The 16,173-nt window shown below is 71.2% G+C and carries 9 protein-coding genes; 4 read left to right on the plus strand and 5 right to left on the minus strand.

Annotation, left to right across the window (positions count from 1 at the left end; translation table 11 throughout):
* Positions 1-36: 36 nt before the first annotated feature.
* Together pepN (IEY86_RS02050) and IEY86_RS02055 are read left to right on the plus strand one after the other, a co-directional pair.
* Positions 37-2,631 (plus strand): aminopeptidase N, encoded by a 2,595-nt coding sequence (pepN, locus tag IEY86_RS02050; protein WP_189129670.1) that lies wholly within the window; start codon positions 37-39, stop codon positions 2,629-2,631.
* A 113-nt stretch (positions 2,632-2,744) separates the two neighbouring features.
* The gene (locus IEY86_RS02055; RefSeq protein ID WP_189129671.1) at positions 2,745-3,743 is read left to right on the plus strand and encodes a hypothetical protein; all 999 of its coding nucleotides are present in this window, start codon (positions 2,745-2,747) and stop codon (positions 3,741-3,743) included.
* 70 nt (positions 3,744-3,813) lie between these two features.
* Here the strand turns inward: IEY86_RS02055 and IEY86_RS02060 are convergent, their stop codons facing one another.
* Complete coding sequence (locus IEY86_RS02060) at positions 3,814-5,088, minus strand: LPXTG cell wall anchor domain-containing protein (protein WP_189129672.1); 1,275 nt, start codon at positions 5,086-5,088, stop codon at positions 3,814-3,816.
* Between the two features lie 101 nt (positions 5,089-5,189).
* Positions 5,190-6,947, minus strand: a complete 1,758-nt coding sequence (locus tag IEY86_RS02065; RefSeq protein ID WP_189129673.1) for a TIGR03767 family metallophosphoesterase — start codon at positions 6,945-6,947, stop codon at positions 5,190-5,192.
* A gap of 412 nt (positions 6,948-7,359) precedes the next feature.
* Here IEY86_RS02065 and IEY86_RS02070 point away from each other — a divergent pair, with 412 nt between their 5' ends.
* Both IEY86_RS02070 and pepN (IEY86_RS02075) read left to right on the plus strand, forming a co-directional pair.
* Complete coding sequence (locus IEY86_RS02070; protein ID WP_229698080.1) at positions 7,360-10,650, plus strand: S8 family serine peptidase; 3,291 nt, start codon at positions 7,360-7,362, stop codon at positions 10,648-10,650.
* A 95-nt stretch (positions 10,651-10,745) separates the two neighbouring features.
* Positions 10,746-13,322 (plus strand): aminopeptidase N, encoded by a 2,577-nt coding sequence (pepN, locus tag IEY86_RS02075; RefSeq protein WP_189129675.1) that lies wholly within the window; start codon positions 10,746-10,748, stop codon positions 13,320-13,322.
* Positions 13,323-13,415: 93 nt separating this feature from the next.
* Here the strand turns inward: pepN (IEY86_RS02075) and IEY86_RS02080 are convergent, their stop codons facing one another.
* From IEY86_RS02080 to IEY86_RS02090, 3 genes are read right to left on the minus strand one after another with little or no spacing between them, the layout of a single operon-like run.
* Positions 13,416-13,640, minus strand: coding sequence for a hypothetical protein (locus IEY86_RS02080; protein WP_189129676.1), 225 nt, complete (start codon positions 13,638-13,640; stop codon positions 13,416-13,418).
* Positions 13,641-13,695: 55 nt separating this feature from the next.
* Positions 13,696-15,774: a 4-alpha-glucanotransferase gene (gene malQ, locus IEY86_RS02085; protein ID WP_189129677.1), complete on the minus strand. Its 2,079-nt coding sequence runs from the start codon at positions 15,772-15,774 to the stop codon at positions 13,696-13,698.
* Positions 15,774-15,998: a hypothetical protein gene (locus IEY86_RS02090; RefSeq protein ID WP_189129678.1), complete on the minus strand. Its 225-nt coding sequence runs from the start codon at positions 15,996-15,998 to the stop codon at positions 15,774-15,776. Before IEY86_RS02090 ends, malQ begins: the two co-directional genes overlap by 1 nt.
* Positions 15,999-16,173 lie beyond the last annotated feature (175 nt).

The following is a 16,173-nucleotide window of genomic DNA, read 5'->3' on the forward strand; positions in this document are numbered from 1 at the left end:
ATTGCAACCCCACCAGCGAAAACACGGGAGCCACGAGTGCCGGGACAGAACCTGACCATCGACGAGGCCCGCGAGCGAGCGCGCCTGCTCGACGTCGAGGCGTACGACGTCGCTCTCGATCTGAGGTCGGCGGCGCGGCCCGAGCCGGACGGGTCGACGGGCACGTTCCGGTCGGTCACGACGATCCGCTTCCGCTGCTCGCAGCCGGGGGCGTCGACGCATGCGGACCTGCTCGCCCCGGCCGTGCACGCGGTCACCCTCAACGGGCGCGCGCTCGACCCGGCCGAGGTCTTCGACGGCTCGCGGATCGCGATCGACGGCCTCGCCGAGTCCAACGAGCTCGTGGTCGACGCGAGTTGCGCCTACAGCCGCACCGGCGAGGGCCTGCACCGGTTCCACGACCCGGTGGACGACGAGACCTACCTCTACACCCAGTACGAGCCCGCCGACGCCCGCCGGGTCTTCGCCAACTTCGAGCAGCCGGATCTGAAGGCCCCGTTCACCTTCACGGTCACCGCACCCTCCCACTGGACGGTGCTGAGCAACGAGGCCGCCACCGGTGAGCCGGAGGACGTGGGCGAGGACGCCGCCGTCCGGCGCTTCGCTCCCACCAAGCCGATCTCGACGTACCTCACGGCGATCGTCGCGGGCCCGTACCACTATGTGCGCGACAGCTACGCGCGTGCCCTGCCCGACGGCTCACGGCTGGAGATCCCGCTGGGCGCGCTGTGCCGGGCCTCGCTGGCCGAGCACTTCGACGCCGACGACATCTTCACCGTCACCAAGCAGGGCCTGGACTTCTTCCACGACAACTTCGACTACCCTTACCCGTTCGGGAAGTACGACCAGGCGTTCGTGCCCGAGTACAACATCGGCGCCATGGAGAACCCCGGCTGCGTCACCTTCCGCGAGGAGTTCGTCTTCCGCGGCAAGGTCACCGACGCCTCCTACGAGGGCCGGGCGGGGGTCGTCCTGCACGAGATGGCGCACATGTGGTTCGGCGACCTGGTCACCATGCGGTGGTGGGACGACCTGTGGCTCAAGGAGTCCTTCGCCGACTTCATGGGCGCACTGGCGACGGTGGAGTCCACCCGGTTCAAGGACGCCTGGATCACCTTTGCCAACCGCCGCAAGGCCTGGGCCTACCGGCAGGACCAGCTGCCCACGACGCACCCGATCACGGCGGACATCCGGGATCTGGAGGACGCCAAGCTCAATTTCGACGGGATCACCTACGCCAAGGGCGCCTCGGTGCTCAAGCAGCTGGTGGCCTACGTCGGCCGGGACGCCTTCCTCGAGGGCGCGCGCCGCTACTTCAAGCGGCACGCCTACGGCAACACCACGCTGCAGGACCTGCTCTCGGTGCTGGAGGAGACCTCGGGCCGGGACATGAGCACCTGGTCGAGGGCGTGGCTGCAGACGGCGGGGGCCAACGCGCTGACCCCCCAGGTGCTCCTGGACTCCTCGGGCCGGGTCACCGAGGTCGCCGTGCTCCAGGAGGCCACCGCCTCCCACCCCGAGCTTCGTCCGCACCGTGTGGCCGTCGGCCTGTACCGGCGGGGCACGGACGGCTCGATCACCAGGACCGGGCGGGCCGAGACCGACGTGGCGCGGCCGCGCACCGTCGTCGCCGACCTCGCGGGCGCCGAGCGCCCCGACCTCGTCCTGGTCAACGACGAGGATCTGACGTACTGCAAGATGCGCTTCGACGAGGCGTCGCTGGAGACGCTGCGCTCCCACCTGGGGGACATCGCGGACCCGATGGCGCGGGCCCTGTGCTGGTCGGCGCTGTGGAACCTCACGCGGGACGCCCTGGTGCCCGCTCGCGACTACATCGGCATGGTGCTGCGCTTCGCCGGGCGCGAGAGCGACATCGGTGTGCTCCAGACCCTGCACCAGCAGGCCCAGACGGCGCTGAACCACTACGCGGACCCGGACTGGCGCGTGGAGGGCGGGCGGCAGCTCGCGGCGGGCGCCGTGCACGAGCTGCGCATGTCCGAGCCGGGCAGCGGACACCAGCTGGCCTGGGCCCGGTTCTTCGCCGCCGTGGCGGGCTCGGAGTCCGACCTGCGCCTGCTGAACGGGCTGCTGGACGGCAGCGCGAAGATCGACGGCCTGGAGGTCGACCAGGAACTGCGCTGGACGTTCCGGGAGGCGCTGGCCTCGCGGGGGGTGGCCGACGAGGCGGCCATCGAGGCCGAGCTCGCCCGGGACGACACCGCCTCCGGCAGGCGCCACCAGGCCCGCTGCCTGGCCGCGCGCCCGTCCGCCGAGGTCAAGGCGCAGGCGTGGCGCAGCGTCGTGGAGTCGGACGAGCTGCCCAACGCGCTGGTGGAGGCGGTCATCTCCGGGTTCAACCAGCCCGGTCAGCGTGAACTCCTCGCACCCTACGCACGGGAGTACTTCGCGGTGATCGAACGGATCTGGTCCACTCGCACCATCGAGATCGCGATGCGCGTCGTCTCCGGGCTCTTCCCGTCGCTCCAGATCTCGCCGTCCACGCTCGAACTCGCGGACGCCTGGCTGGCGCAGGCGCCGCCGGTCCCGTCCCTGCGCCGGCTGGTGCTCGAGGCGAGGGACGACCTGGCACGCGCGCTGCGGGCACAGCAGTGCGATCACCCCGTCGGCTGACCGCCCCCAACTCGGCATCGAACGTTCGAACCTTTAGTTCCTCGATGTCCTGAATTGTCGACGACTGTGTAACAACGGTTCGCGGGAAGGGAGCGTGGGGCAAGTCTGCCGACATGGCACACAACACTCCCCTGCGCGCCCTCCCCCTCCAGCAGCGGCGCAATGTCCAGCGTTCCGTCCTGACCGAGCGTCAGCTCAAGGAGCACGGTGTCCCGGCGGGTCTGATCGCGGACCGCAGCCGCAACGGCGGGCCGTGGCAGCAACTGCTGCCAAAGGTGTACCTGCTCCACCCGGGTCCACCGACGAACGAGCAACGGCTGCAGGCGGCGTTGCTGTACGCGGGCCACTCCTCGAGCCGGGTGCCCGCGCAGCGGCCAGCGATGGTCACGGGACTCGCGGCGCTCGCCCTGCACCGCTTGTCCTCGGTGCCCCCGGTGGGCGAACTCGAGGTGATCGACGTCCTGGTGCCCCACCAGCGCAGGCTGCGCGACGCGGGACAGGTCAGGATCCTGCGCAGCCAGACACTGCCCAACCCGGACGAGATCATGGGCCTGGCCTGCGCGCCCATCCCCCGGGCGCTCGCCGACGCGGCGGCGGTGCTCGACGACATCGACCTCGTGCGCGACCTGCTGGTCGAGGCGGTGCGCAGCGGGCGCTGCGTCCCTTCCGCCGTGCTGCGTGAACTCGACGCGGCCGGGCTCCTGGCGCGGCCGACGATCGCCGAGGCGATGGACGCCGCCGTCGCCGCCGGCCGCGCTGTCGCCGAGGACCACGTATACGAATTGGTGAGGGCGGGCCGCCTGCCGGACCCGCTGTGGAATGTCTCGCTGTACCGGCCGGACGGCACCTTCCTCGCCGCCGTGGACGCGTACTGGCCGGACCAGGGAGTGACCCTGGAGATCGACGTACGCGCCCCCGGCTTCGGTGACGAGGACTGGCACGAGGAGTCACGCAGGCGCGAACACCTCGAAGGGCTCGGGCTGTGCGTGCTCTATGTGACACCGGAGAAACTGCGGGACGCGCCCGAACTCCAGGCGGCCGTCGTCCACACCGCCCTGCGGATCTCGGCCGACCGGCCCCCGGCCGCGCTCGTGGTGGCGCTGCCGCGGTAGGCGCGGCAGCGGACCCGCGGGCTCGGCGGCTCAGCGGCGCACGAGCTCACGGGCTCACGGGCTCACGGGCTCAGGAATCGCTGCCCTTCCGGCGGCGGCGCACCGCGAACAGGGTTCCGCCGCCGAGCGCGGTCGCGGCGGCGGCGATCCCCGCGATCAACGGCATACCGCTCGACCCGGTGTGCGCCAGCCCGCCCGAACCTCCTGAGGACGACGAGCCGGACGAGGAACCGGACGACGTGCCGGACGCCGAGGCGGAACCGCCGGTGCTGCCCGAGGCCGAGGAGCCCGACGAACCGGACGCCGATGAACCGGACGACCCGGAGCCGCCCGAGGAGTCGCCTCCCGTGGTCTGCGGATGCGGGTCGTTGCCCCCGTCGCCGCCCGAGGAGCCGCCGGTGCCACCGGAGCCCCGCACGTCGACGGACAGGAACGCCTGGTCGTTGGCGTGGTTCTTGTCGAAGGCGAGCTTCCCGCCGTACACCGTCGTGGCCCACACCTTCGCCCGCGTGTCCTCGGCGCCCTTGCCGATCTTCAGCTCGAACGGGAACGGGTAGGTCGAGCCGGCCTCCATGAAGCGGGGCAGCGCCGCGCAGATGTACTGGGGCTTGCCGGGCGCGGAGGGGCCGCCCGGGCCGTCGATGTTCCACGGGTAGCAGTCCTTGGGCACCTCGACCGCCGTGGTGCCCTTGGGGACGACGACCATCAGGGCGGGCTGGTCGTCGGTACCGCTGATGCCCACCCAGCCCGGCCCCTGGTTGCGCAGCTTCGCGGTGACGCCCACCGTGTCACCGGGCCTGCCCTTGGCGGAGTCGCCCACGGCGAGCAGGTCTGCGCTGCTGTCGGCGTCCAGGCGCTGCCTGCGGTGGTTGTCGTTGGGGTCGGGCTCACGGGGGTCGCCCTCGGCCCGCGCGTCGACGTCGAAGAGCTCCATCAGGGCGTTCGGCTCGACCTTGACCCCGACGGGGGCGAAGTCGTAGCTCCTGCCGGGCGCGAGGACGGTGTCGATGGTGCACAGCGCCTCGTCGACCATGTGGTCCTGCGGCTCCTTCACCCTGGAGTACTTGCAGCCCTCCAGCCGCTCGGTGTACTTCAGGCCCGGTGTCGTCCTGATGCGCACCACGAGGCCGTCGGCGGCCGCGGTGCCGTGGTTGGTGACGGTGAAGCGGTTCACCTGGGTGGAGCCCAGCTTCACATCGGCGTCGACGAGCGCCGAGACGGCGAGGTCCGGCACTCCCTCGTCCGCCCCGGCCGCGGAGGTGGCGGCGTGCGCCGGGAGGACGAGGAAGCCGGACATCGCGGTGGCGGCCGCGACGGCAATGCTGGTGTGTGTACGCCTGGGCAAGCGAAGCTCCTGGGACGGATTCGGGCGGAGTTGTATGCCTTGGACCGTCCGGGGGCCCATGGAGTTGTAGGCGGTGGCACCCCGGTGGGGCGCCGGCCGGATCAGGCGCGCTTGACCAGCAGTTCGGTGTTGCGGTCCTTGGGGGCGCCGGCCAGGCCCGTGCGCACTCCGGGGGCGTTGTACGACAACTCCCGGTAGAGGGAGGCCAGTCCCACGGACGACAGGTCGCCGAAGTCGGTGCGGACCGGGGCGGCGGACTCGATGAGCGTGGTGAGGATCGACAGCGTCCCGTCGCCGTTGTCCACGAGCTCGATGACGCGGGCGAGCTGCGGATAGTCGATGTGGGAGGCGGTGTTGACCTCCCAGAACGAGCGGGCCGGGTTGGCGTGCGGGTGCGCGGTGATCTGGTTCTTGTGGGTGTGGCCGTTGATCCAGGCGACGACGTTCGGGTACGCGTGCAGCAACGTCACGAGCTCCTGGCCGCCGTGGCGCTTCTCCTTCGGCCGGGCCGGGTCGGTACGCAGGTTCTTCATGCTCGTGCTGGTGTGGTGGCTGAAGACCAGGACGTGGGCGTCCTTGTGGGCCTTGAGGGTCCGCTCGAGCCAGCGCATCTGGTCGGTGCCGATCGATCCCTCGAAGTGGCCGCCCCGGTTGGTGGTGTCGAGGCTGATGCCGATGACGCCGTCGGCGACGGTGAAGGCGTAGTACAGGCGGTCGCCGTCGAGGTTGGCCGAGGTGTAGCCGTGGCCGGCCGGTCCCGCCCCGGCGAAGCGCGGGTCGAGGTGCGCCTTGAGGTAGTCGTGCGGGGTGAACGGGGCCCGGCGCGGGTCGGCGGTGACGGTGCGCGTCTTGCGGGACTTGCCGGTGAGGAAGTCCCGGTACATGGCCGACGCCTGCCTGGGGTCCTTCTTGATGGCCGCCCACAGCTGCGATGCCTCGGCGGCGGGGACGTCCTGGAGCTTCCTGTGGCCGGTGGCGCTGTCGCGGAACACCTTGCCCGCCGGGGTGAAGCAGCCGAGCGGCAGGTCGTCGTGGTTGCCGACCGTGGAGTACCAGGGCATCCGCAGGCCGGGGCTGCGCACCGGGCTGATCGCGGCGCCGAGGAAGCCCGGGATGCGCGGGAAGCCGCGCTTCTTGTCCTGGTCGCGCAGGGCGCTCTCGGGGTGCCAGTACATGGGGTTGTTGCTGTTCTGCACGCCCTCGTACGCCTTGGGGTCACCGGTGTTGGGGGTGATCCGGCCGCCGCTCATGACGGTGAGGAACCACTCCAGCTCGACGCGCGCGTTGTTGTCGCAGTTGTCGCCGGTGGTCATCACGAAGCCGATCGGGTGGCCGGTGTGCGGGCCCCCGCCGAGGGAGTTGACGCGTTCGACGAGCGAGGCCGCTCCGGCGACGGTCAGCGCCTCGTGGGGCCTCCAGGCGCTCGCGGTGTCGGCGCGCATGTACTCCAGGCGCAGCGGGTTCTGCACATCCACCAGGTGCAGGTCGGTGAACTGCACGAAGCACGCGAGGTCGCGGCGGCGGTCCTCGCGGCCCGACTTGGGGGCGGCGAGGTCGGGGCGGACGACCAGGGACCAGCCGGGGCCGGGCCTCAGCCGCCGGTATCCGCTGCCGCCGGGGAGGGTGGAGACGGACGAGAGGGTGGTCCCGGCGTTGGAGGGGCGGCTCGCGTCGAAGGCTCCCTCGACGGCCTCGCGTGCGGCGGCGGGCCGGGCGGGGACGGCGTCGGCGCGGCTGCCCGAGACGGTCTCGGCGACGGCGGCGCCACCGCCCGCGGCGAGGGCGGTGGCCCCCGCGGCGGTGAGGAAGCGGCGCCTGTTGAATGCGTTCGAGGTGCCGACAGATGTGGTGTCAGCCATGGGAAATCCCCCGGTAGCCGTGGTCGCGGACATGACGAGCGGTCACGTTCACTGGAAGGATTGGCACCGGGGGTGGCCTGCGACTGAACGCCTCCGGAACGTCGGACGCCGATCGCCTGTCGACGAACCGGACGGGTGTCCGCCCTTTGTGAAGCGTTCGCCGGGCGTCCACTTCCCCGCGGAGACCACGTCACCGAGAAGGATGAATCCGGGCATACCGGGCGGGAGTTCCCGCGGCCGTGAGCCGCCCGCCACCTCGACCGCTTCATGCGGCTATGCCGGAATCACGTGCTACGCCATTGGCGGGTTACCGCCAACCGTTCACTTCTGCACGTAAACCCCTGGCAAAGCACACGGGTCATCCATAAATGTGAGCGGTCGTCCGATGGCACTGATCCGACCAAGGATGCCGATGCTGACTAACCGAAGTGCGCGCAGACGAATATCTCGTGTCGCGCTCTGCGCCGGGCTGGTGGCCGCGCTCGGCGCGATCGCCCCCCTTCCCGCGTTCGCCCACCCCGGCAACGCCGCCCCGGCGCCCGCCGCCAAGGAGGCCGGCGACAAGCTGGGATCCTCCGACGCGGACCTGCTCGCCAAGGCCAAGGCCAAGGGCGACAAGAACATCACCATGATGATCGCCACCGCCCCCGGCGCCACCGAGAAGGTGGCCGCGGGACTGGACGACTCCGGTGCCTCGGTGGGCCGTGTGTACGACAAGCTCGGATACGTGCGGGCCACCGTCCCGACCGCCAGGGCGGACCGGGCCATCGCCGCGGCGAGCAAACTCTCCTCGGTGCACGGGATCGACCTCAAGCAGGTCATCAAGGTTCCCGACCCGACGCCCGGCGCGGACTCCACCAAGGCCGCCCGCCACAAGGGGAAGAAATCGGCCGCCTACCCCGGCCCCGGCAAGGACACCCCGGCCAAGAACCCGTACCAGCCGGCGTTCGAGACCGGCGCGGTGGACTTCGTCCACGACCACCCCGAGGCCGACGGCCGCGGCGTGACCATCGGCATCCTGGACTCCGGTGTGGACCTCGGCCACCCGGCGCTGCAGAAGACCACCACCGGCGAGCGCAAGATCGTCGACTGGGTGACGGCCACCGACCCGATCGTCGACGGTGACGCCACCTGGCGCCCCATGGTGACCGCGGTCTCCGGCTCCAGCTTCACCTTCAACAAGCGCACCTACACCGCGCCGAACGGTGACTACCTGATCTCGCTGTTCAAGGAGAGCGCCACCACCGGTGGCGACATGGCCGGCGACCTCAACCGCGACGGCGACACCACCGACTCGTGGGCGGTGCTCTACGACGCCGCCGCCGGGACCGTCCGGGTCGACCTGGACGACAACGCCGACTTCGGCGACGACACCGAGATGAAGCCGTACAAGGACGGCTACCGGATCGGGTACTTCGGCAAGGACAACCCGGACACCGCGATCTCCGAGCAGATCCCGTTCGTCGTGCAGATCCGCAAGGACGTGCCGATGGACCCGTTCGGCGGTCCCTGGGTCGGCAAGAAGGCCGACTTCGTCAACATCGGTGTCATCGAGTCCGAGCACGGCACCCACGTCGCGGGCATCACCGCGGCCAACGGCCTGTTCGGCGGCAGGATGAACGGTGCCGCGCCGGGAGCCAAGCTCGTCTCCTCCCGCGCCTGCACCTGGAGCGGCGGCTGCACCAACGTCGCGCTGACCGAGGGCATGATCGACCTCGTCGTCAACCGCGGTGTGGACGTGGTCAACATGTCCATCGGCGGCCTGCCCGCGCTCAACGACGGCAACAACGCCCGCTCCGAGCTCTACACCCGCCTGATCGACACCTACGGTGTCCAGCTGATCATCTCGGCGGGCAACAGCGGCCCGGGTGCCAACACCATCGGCGATCCCGGCCTGGCCAACAAGGTCATCAGCGTCGGCGCCTCGGTGTCCAAGGAGACCTGGGCGGCCAACTACGGATCGCAGGTCGCCAAGAAGTACGCCATGTTCCCCTTCTCCTCGCGCGGCCCGCGTGAGGACGGCGGCTTCACCCCGACGATCACCGCGCCCGGCGCGTCGATCAACACCATCCCGACCTGGGAGCCGGGCGCCCCGGTGGCCGAGGCCGGCTACCAGCTCCCGCCGGGCTACGGCATGCTCCAGGGCACCTCGATGGCCTCGCCGCAGACCACCGGCGCCGCCGCCCTGCTGCTGTCGGCCGCCAAGGCGAAGCACATCGACCTCACCCCGGCCAAGCTGCGCACGGCGCTGATCAGCACCGCGCACAAGATCCCCGGCCACCAGGCGTACGAGCAGGGCTCCGGTCTCATCGACATCAACGAGGCCTGGGACCTGATCGGCGAGGGCGTCTCCGCGAACACCTACTCGGTGCAGGCCCCGGTCAGGACCGCCCTGTCCCAGTTCCTGAAGACCCCTGACACCGGCACCGGCATCTACGACCGCGAGAGCGATCTGAAGCCGAACGAGTCCAAGTCCTACGAGGTCGCGATCACCCGTACCTCCGGTCCCGACCGCCCGGTCAGGCACAGCCTGTCCTGGGAGAACAACGACGGCTCGTTCAAGCTCGCCGGCCCCGGCTCCGTGACCCTGCCGCTGAACCAGCCGGTCAAGGTCAAGGTCACCGCCAAGGGCGGCGCGGGCATCCACAGCGCCATCCTCGACGTGGACGACTACGCCACCGGCGGCGTCGACCACCAGATCCTGGCGACCGTGGTGGTCTCCACCCCGCTGGCCAAGCCGTCGTACACCTTCACCCGGACGAGCACGGTGCAGCGCAACAGCACCAAGTCCTACTTCGTGAAGGTCCCCGCGGGCGCCAAGTCCCTGGAGATCGGCATGGGCGGACTGGCCACCGGCAGCCAGACCCGCTTCATCGCGATCAACCCCTACGGCGTTCCGGTGGACCCCACCTCCACGCCGCTGTGCTACCCGAACTACGACAACCCGGCGAACACCTGCCGTCCCGACCTGCGCTCCTACGCCTCCCCGCTTCCGGGCGTGTGGGAGATCGAGGTCGAGTCGCGCCGTACCTCGCCCGTGCTGGACAACCAGTACACCCTCGGCGCCTCCGTCCTCGGTGTGTCCTTCGACCCGGCCGTCAAGACGGTCGACGAGGCCACACCGGGCACCCCGGCTCCGGTCGGCTGGACGGTGAAGAACGACTTCGCCGCCATCGACGGCAAGCTCAAGGGCGGCGCCCTCGGCTCCGCCGCCGCGAGCCGTCCGTCCATCAAGGAGGGCGAGACCAGGACGAGCACCCTGGTCCTGGGCGCCGGCGCCTCCCGCCTGGACGTGGCCATCGGCGGCACCTCCGACTCCGGAGCGGACCTGGACCTCAACGTCTACCGCGACGGCACGCTCGTCGGCTCCTCCGCCGACGGGGACTCGGAGGAAGCGGTCAGCCTGAAGGACCCGGCCGCGGGCACCTACACCTTCGAGGTCATCGGCTACGCCGTCCCGGCGGGCAGCACCGACTACGACTACCGGGACGTGTTCTTCTCGTCCTCGCTCGGTGAGGTGAAGGTGGACGAGTCCAAGACCGTCAAGCTCTCCAACGGCCAGTCCGCCCCGGTCTCCGCCGAGGTCCTGGTCAACGGGGCGGCACCCGAGGGACGCCAGTTCTTCGGCGAGGTCCGGATCCTCAACGCTCGCGGCACCGCCGCGGGCGCGGGCAGCGTCCTGATCAAGAAGGTCAACGGCTGACCTACCTGCTGGTAGGCGGGGCGGGTGCTCTCCGAGCACCCGCCCCGCTCGCGTGGAAGTATGGCGAGCACGTCACGACGAAGGAGTTGCCGACCGTGCCAGGCACGAATCTCACCCGCGAAGAGGCGCAGCTTCGGGCGCGCCTGCTGACCGTGGACTCGTACGAGATCGACCTCGACCTCACAGGTGCCCAGGAGGGCGGTACTTTCCGGTCCACCACCGTGGTCCGGTTCTCCGCCTCCGAGCCCGGCGCGTCCGCCTTCATCGACCTGGTGGCGCCGACCGTGCTCGAGGTCGTTCTCAACGGTGCCGTGCTCGATCCGGCCGAGGTGTTCCAGGACAGCCGGATCGCGCTGCCGGGCCTGGCCGGGAGCAACGAGCTCAAGATCGTCGCCGAATGCGCCTACACCAACACGGGCGAGGGTCTGCACCGCTTCGTCGACCCGGTCGACAAGCAGGCCTACCTCTACACGCAGTTCGAGGTCCCGGACGCCCGCCGGGTCTTCGCGAGCTTCGAGCAGCCGGATCTCAAGGCCACCTTCCAGTTCACCGTGAAGGCCCCCGAGGGCTGGACGGTCGTCTCGAACTCGCCCACGCCCGAGCCGGCCGGCGGGGTCTGGCGGTTCGAGCCGACTCCGCGTCTGTCGACCTATGTGACCGCGCTGATCGCCGGGCCGTACCACTCGGTGCACAGCGAGTACGTCAACGGTGACCAGAGGGTGCCACTGGGCCTGTACTGCCGTCCCTCGCTCGCCGAGCACCTCGACGCGGACGCGCTCTTCGAGGTCACCCGGCAGGGCTTCGACTGGTTCCAGGAGAAGTTCGACCACCCGTACCCGTTCGCCAAGTACGACCAGCTGTTCGTGCCCGAGTTCAACGCGGGCGCCATGGAGAACGCGGGCGCGGTCACCATCCGCGACCAGTACGTCTTCCGTTCGAAGGTCACCGACGCGGCCTACGAGGCGCGGGCGGAGACCATCCTGCACGAGCTGGCCCACATGTGGTTCGGCGACCTGGTCACCATGGAGTGGTGGAACGACCTGTGGCTGAACGAGTCGTTCGCCACGTACACCTCGATCGCCTGCCAGGCCGACGCCCCGGGCAGCCGGTGGCCGCAGTCGTGGACCAGCTTCGCCAACTCTATGAAGACCTGGGCGTACCGGCAGGACCAGCTGCCCTCCACGCACCCGATCATGGCGGAGATCCGCGACCTCGACGACGTCCTCGTCAACTTCGACGGCATCACCTACGCAAAGGGCGCCTCGGTGCTCAAGCAGCTGGTCGCCTATGTCGGCACGGACGAGTTCTTCACAGGCGTTCAGACGTACTTCAAACGGCACGCCTTCGCCAACACCCGCCTGTCCGACCTGCTCGGCGCGCTGGAGGAGACCTCCGGCCGCGACCTGAAGTCCTGGTCGAAGACATGGCTGGAGACCGCGGGCATCAACATCCTGCGGCCCGAGATCACCACCGACGACAAGGGAGTCCTCACCTCGTTCGCGGTCCGGCAGGAGGCTCCGGCGCTGCCGCCGGGCGCCAAGGGCACCTCGACGCTGCGGCCGCACCGCATCGCGATCGGGGCCTACGACCTGAAGGACGGCAAGCTGGTGCGCACCTTCCGCGTCGAGCTGGACGTGGACGGCGAGCTCACCGAGGTGCCCGAGTTCGTGGGCAGGCCCCGCCCGGCGGTCGTCCTGCTCAACGACGACGACCTCAGCTACGCCAAGGTCCGCCTGGACCCGCGGTCCCTGGCCGCGGTCACCGAGCACCTCGGCGACTTCGAGGAGTCCCTGCCGCGCGCCCTGTGCTGGGCCTCCGCGTGGGACATGGCCCGCGACGGCGAGCTGGCCACACGCGACTACCTGGAGCTGGTGCTGCACGGCATCGGCCGCGAGTCCGACATCGGTGTGGTGCAGTCGCTGCACCGGCAGGTCAAGCTGGCACTGGACCTCTACGCGGACCCGGCCTGGCGCGAGGAGGGCCTGGCCCGCTGGACCGAGGCGTCGCTGGAGCACCTGAGGTCGGCCGCCCCGGGCAGCGACCACCAGCTGGCCTGGGCGCGCGCGTTCACCGCGTCCGCCCGCACCCCCGAGCAGCTGGACCTGGTCGCCGGCCTGCTGGACGGGTCGCAGTCGGTCGCGGGCCTGACCGTCGACGACGAGCTGCGCTGGTCGCTCCTGCAGCGCCTGGCCGCGACCGGCCACGCGGAGGAGCCGACCATCGACGCCGAGCTCAAGCGCGACCCGACCTCGGCCGGTGAGCGCCACGCCCGGACGGCCCGTGCCGCCCGGCCGACGCCGCAGGCCAAGGCCGAGGTGTGGGCGCAGGTCGTGGAGGGCGAGAAGCTTCCGAACGCGGTGCAGGAGGCGGCCATCGCCGGCTTCGTCCAGACCGACCAGCGCGAGCTGCTGGCCCCCTACACGGCCAAGTACTTCGCGGCCCTGAAGAATGTGTGGGACACCCGCAGCCACGAGATGGCGCAGCAGATCGTGATCGGTCTGTACCCGTCGTTGCAGGTCTCGCAGGAGACGCTGGACGCCACCGATGCCTGGCTGGAGTCGGCGGCGCCGGTGCCGGCGCTGCGGCGCCTGGTCGTGGAGTCCCGCGACGGCGTGGCCAGGGCGCTGCGGGCGCAGGCCGCGGACCGTGCGGCGGGCGGGCGCCCCGCCTGACGCGCGCCTGATCCATCGCGGCCGGCCGAGCCGGCGCGCGCGAAAGCCGGGCCCCGGGATCTCCTCGGGGCCCGGCCTCGTTGTCGGCGGGTGCTACTTCTTCTTGCCCATGGAGGGCAGCATCACCAGTCCGGCGATGACGGCGAACGCCAGCACCGGGATGCCCACGAAGAGGCCCAGCGTCTGGGCGACGCTCAGGCCGGAGCCCGGGTCGTCGCCGTCGTCGCGCACGAGGGCGAAGGCGGGGGACGTCATCAGCAGCATGAGCGTCGTACCGGCGGAGACCGCACCGGCGCGCAGGGCGTTCTTGTTGACCACGGTCCAAACGTAGCGAACGGGTCCGCCGGTCGCGCGGCCGGGGGCCGCATTTCGCCTATCCGGAGGCGAAGCCGCAGGTCACCGCCTCCACCAGGGAGTAGAGCCTGGGCGAGGCGGCGAGCTGTTCCAGAGTGAGGGGGCGGCCGGCCGGGTCGGCGAGGGGCAGGCGCCAGTTCGGGTACTGGTCCCAGGTGCCCGGCAGGTTCTGCGGCCTGCGGTCGCCCACGGCGTCCGGCAGCCACACCCCGACCAGGCGCGCCGGGGTCCGCAGCAGGAACCGGTGGATCGCCTTGACCACACCCTCCTCGTCGCAGGCGCCCTCGGGCAGCAGGCTCAGCCGGCCGAGCAGGGCCAGCCACTGGGCCACCTCGGTGGCGTCGTCGGCCTGCTCCTCCTCGAGCGGGCGGGTCAGCAGTCCGAGCCGGTGGCGCAGCCCCACATGCTCGCCGGTCAGCCGGGCGGCGGTGCTGGGCAGGTCATGGGTGGTGGCGGCGGCCAGGCAGTCCGCGCGCCACTCCTCCGGCAGCAGGGGCGGGCCGTCGCCGTCCGCACCCTCCGAGCCGTAGTCCCGTTCGAACCACAGCACCGAGGTGCCGTAGACCCCCCGGTCGGCGAGCTTCTCGCGCACGCCGGACTCCACCGTGCCGAGGTCCTCGCCGATGACGAGGGCGCCATGGCGGTGCGCCTCCAGGGCGAGCACACCCAGCATCGCCTCGGCGTCGTAGCGGACATAGGCGCCCTCGGTCGGTGGCCGCCCCTCGGGCACCCACCAGAGCCGGAACAGACCCATGACGTGGTCCATGCGCAGCGCGCCCGCGTTGCGCAGCCGGCCCCGCAGGAGGTTGCTGAACGGTGCGTAGCCGGTGGCCGCCAGGACGTCGGGCCGCCACGGCGGCAGTCCCCAGTCCTGGCCTCGGGCGTTGAAGGCGTCCGGGGGCGCTCCCACCGACATGCCCGAGGCGAGCACGTCCTGGAGCGCCCAGGCGTCGGATCCCTCGGGGTGGGCGCCCACGGCGAGGTCGTGGACGATGCCGACGGCCATCCCGGCGTCCCTGGCGGCGCGCTGGGCGGCGGCGAGCTGGGTGTCGGTGAGCCAGGCGAGCCAGCAGTGGAAGTCGACGCGGTCGAGGTTCTCGGTGCGGGCGCGGGCGACCTGCGGGCCCCGGGGGTCGCGCAGCCCCGCGGGCCAGGAGCGCCAGTTCGGGCCGTGGATCTCGGCGAGGGCGCACCAGGTGGCGTGGTCGTCGAGGGCCTGGCCCTGCTCGGCGAGGTAGTCGCAGTAGGCGGCGCGGCGGCCGGGCGAGAGCGGGACACGGTGTACGAGTTCGAGGGCGGCACGTTTCAGCTCCCAGACCGCGTCACGGTCGATGAGCGCGTCGTCGTGCAGCACACCGTCGCGCAACTCGGCGGCGCGGCCCGCCAGTTCATGGACCTGCCGGCGCCCGTCGGCGTCGAGGAAGGCGTACTCGGTGATCTCCTCGACCCGCAGGTACACCGGGTCGGGGAAGCGCCGCGAGGACGGACGGTAGGGCGAGGGGTCGGCGGGCGGCACGGGGACGGCGGCGTGCAGGGGGTTGATCTGCACGAATCCGGCTCCGAGGCCGCGGCCCGACCAGGCCGCCAGATCGGCGAGGTCGCCGAGATCGCCCATCCCCCAGGAGCGGGTGGACAGCACGGAGTACAGCTGCGCCATGAAGCCCCAGGAGCGGCCGTGCGCCGAGGGCACCCTGCGCGGAGCGACGATCAGCGGGGCGGCGGCCGTGCGGCTGCCGAGGCGGGCGTGCAGGATGTGGCGGCCGAGCGGGAGGCCCGCCGACAGCGGCAGGGCCCTGCCGTCCTCGGTCTCGACCTCGGCGCGGACCCCTGCGGGCAGGCTCAGCCCCGGCTCCAGGCCCTCCCGGAGCACGGTGCAGACCGGCAGCAACCGCTCCGCCGTCCGCCGCTCGTGCTGGTCGAGGGCGTGCTTGACGGCGTCGGGGGAGCTCGCGTTCACACCGAGCGCTGCCAGCACCGAGACCACGGTGTCCTCCGGCACCCGGACGATCCTGCCCGGCGAGGGCTCGTACGTGCTGTCCACACCGTGCTTGGCTGCCAGGGCGGCGACGTCGGCCGACCGCTCGCCGGGTTCGCCCATCAGATCTCCAACGGGTCCGCGGTGACTCCTACGACTGCGGGTTCACTGGTCAGCGCGGGCTCCGCCGCCATGGGGGGCTCACTGGTCAGGGGTGTGTCCTCGGCGAGGAAGGGCTCAGCCGTGAGCGGGGGCTCGGAGAACCCGGTCGTGCTGGAACCCTCGGCGCCACAGGCGTCGAGGGCGAGTTTGAGTGGCTCGGCGAGGACGGCCACGCTGGCCTCCATGAGGCTCGGCATCGGTCGGACACAGATCCGTTACCCCGTGGGGACGCCGCCAGACGTGAACGCGCCGCAGAGGTGTCGCAGATCACGCCGAAAGCGTGATTGACGTCCGGAAATCGACTCCCGGTACAGCGGGAGCACACCCGCGGTGCACCCGTGCGCGAGCGGGGTGCCACGG

Source organism: Wenjunlia tyrosinilytica (genome assembly GCF_014646055.1).
Lineage (GTDB): Bacteria > Actinomycetota > Actinomycetes > Streptomycetales > Streptomycetaceae > Wenjunlia > Wenjunlia tyrosinilytica.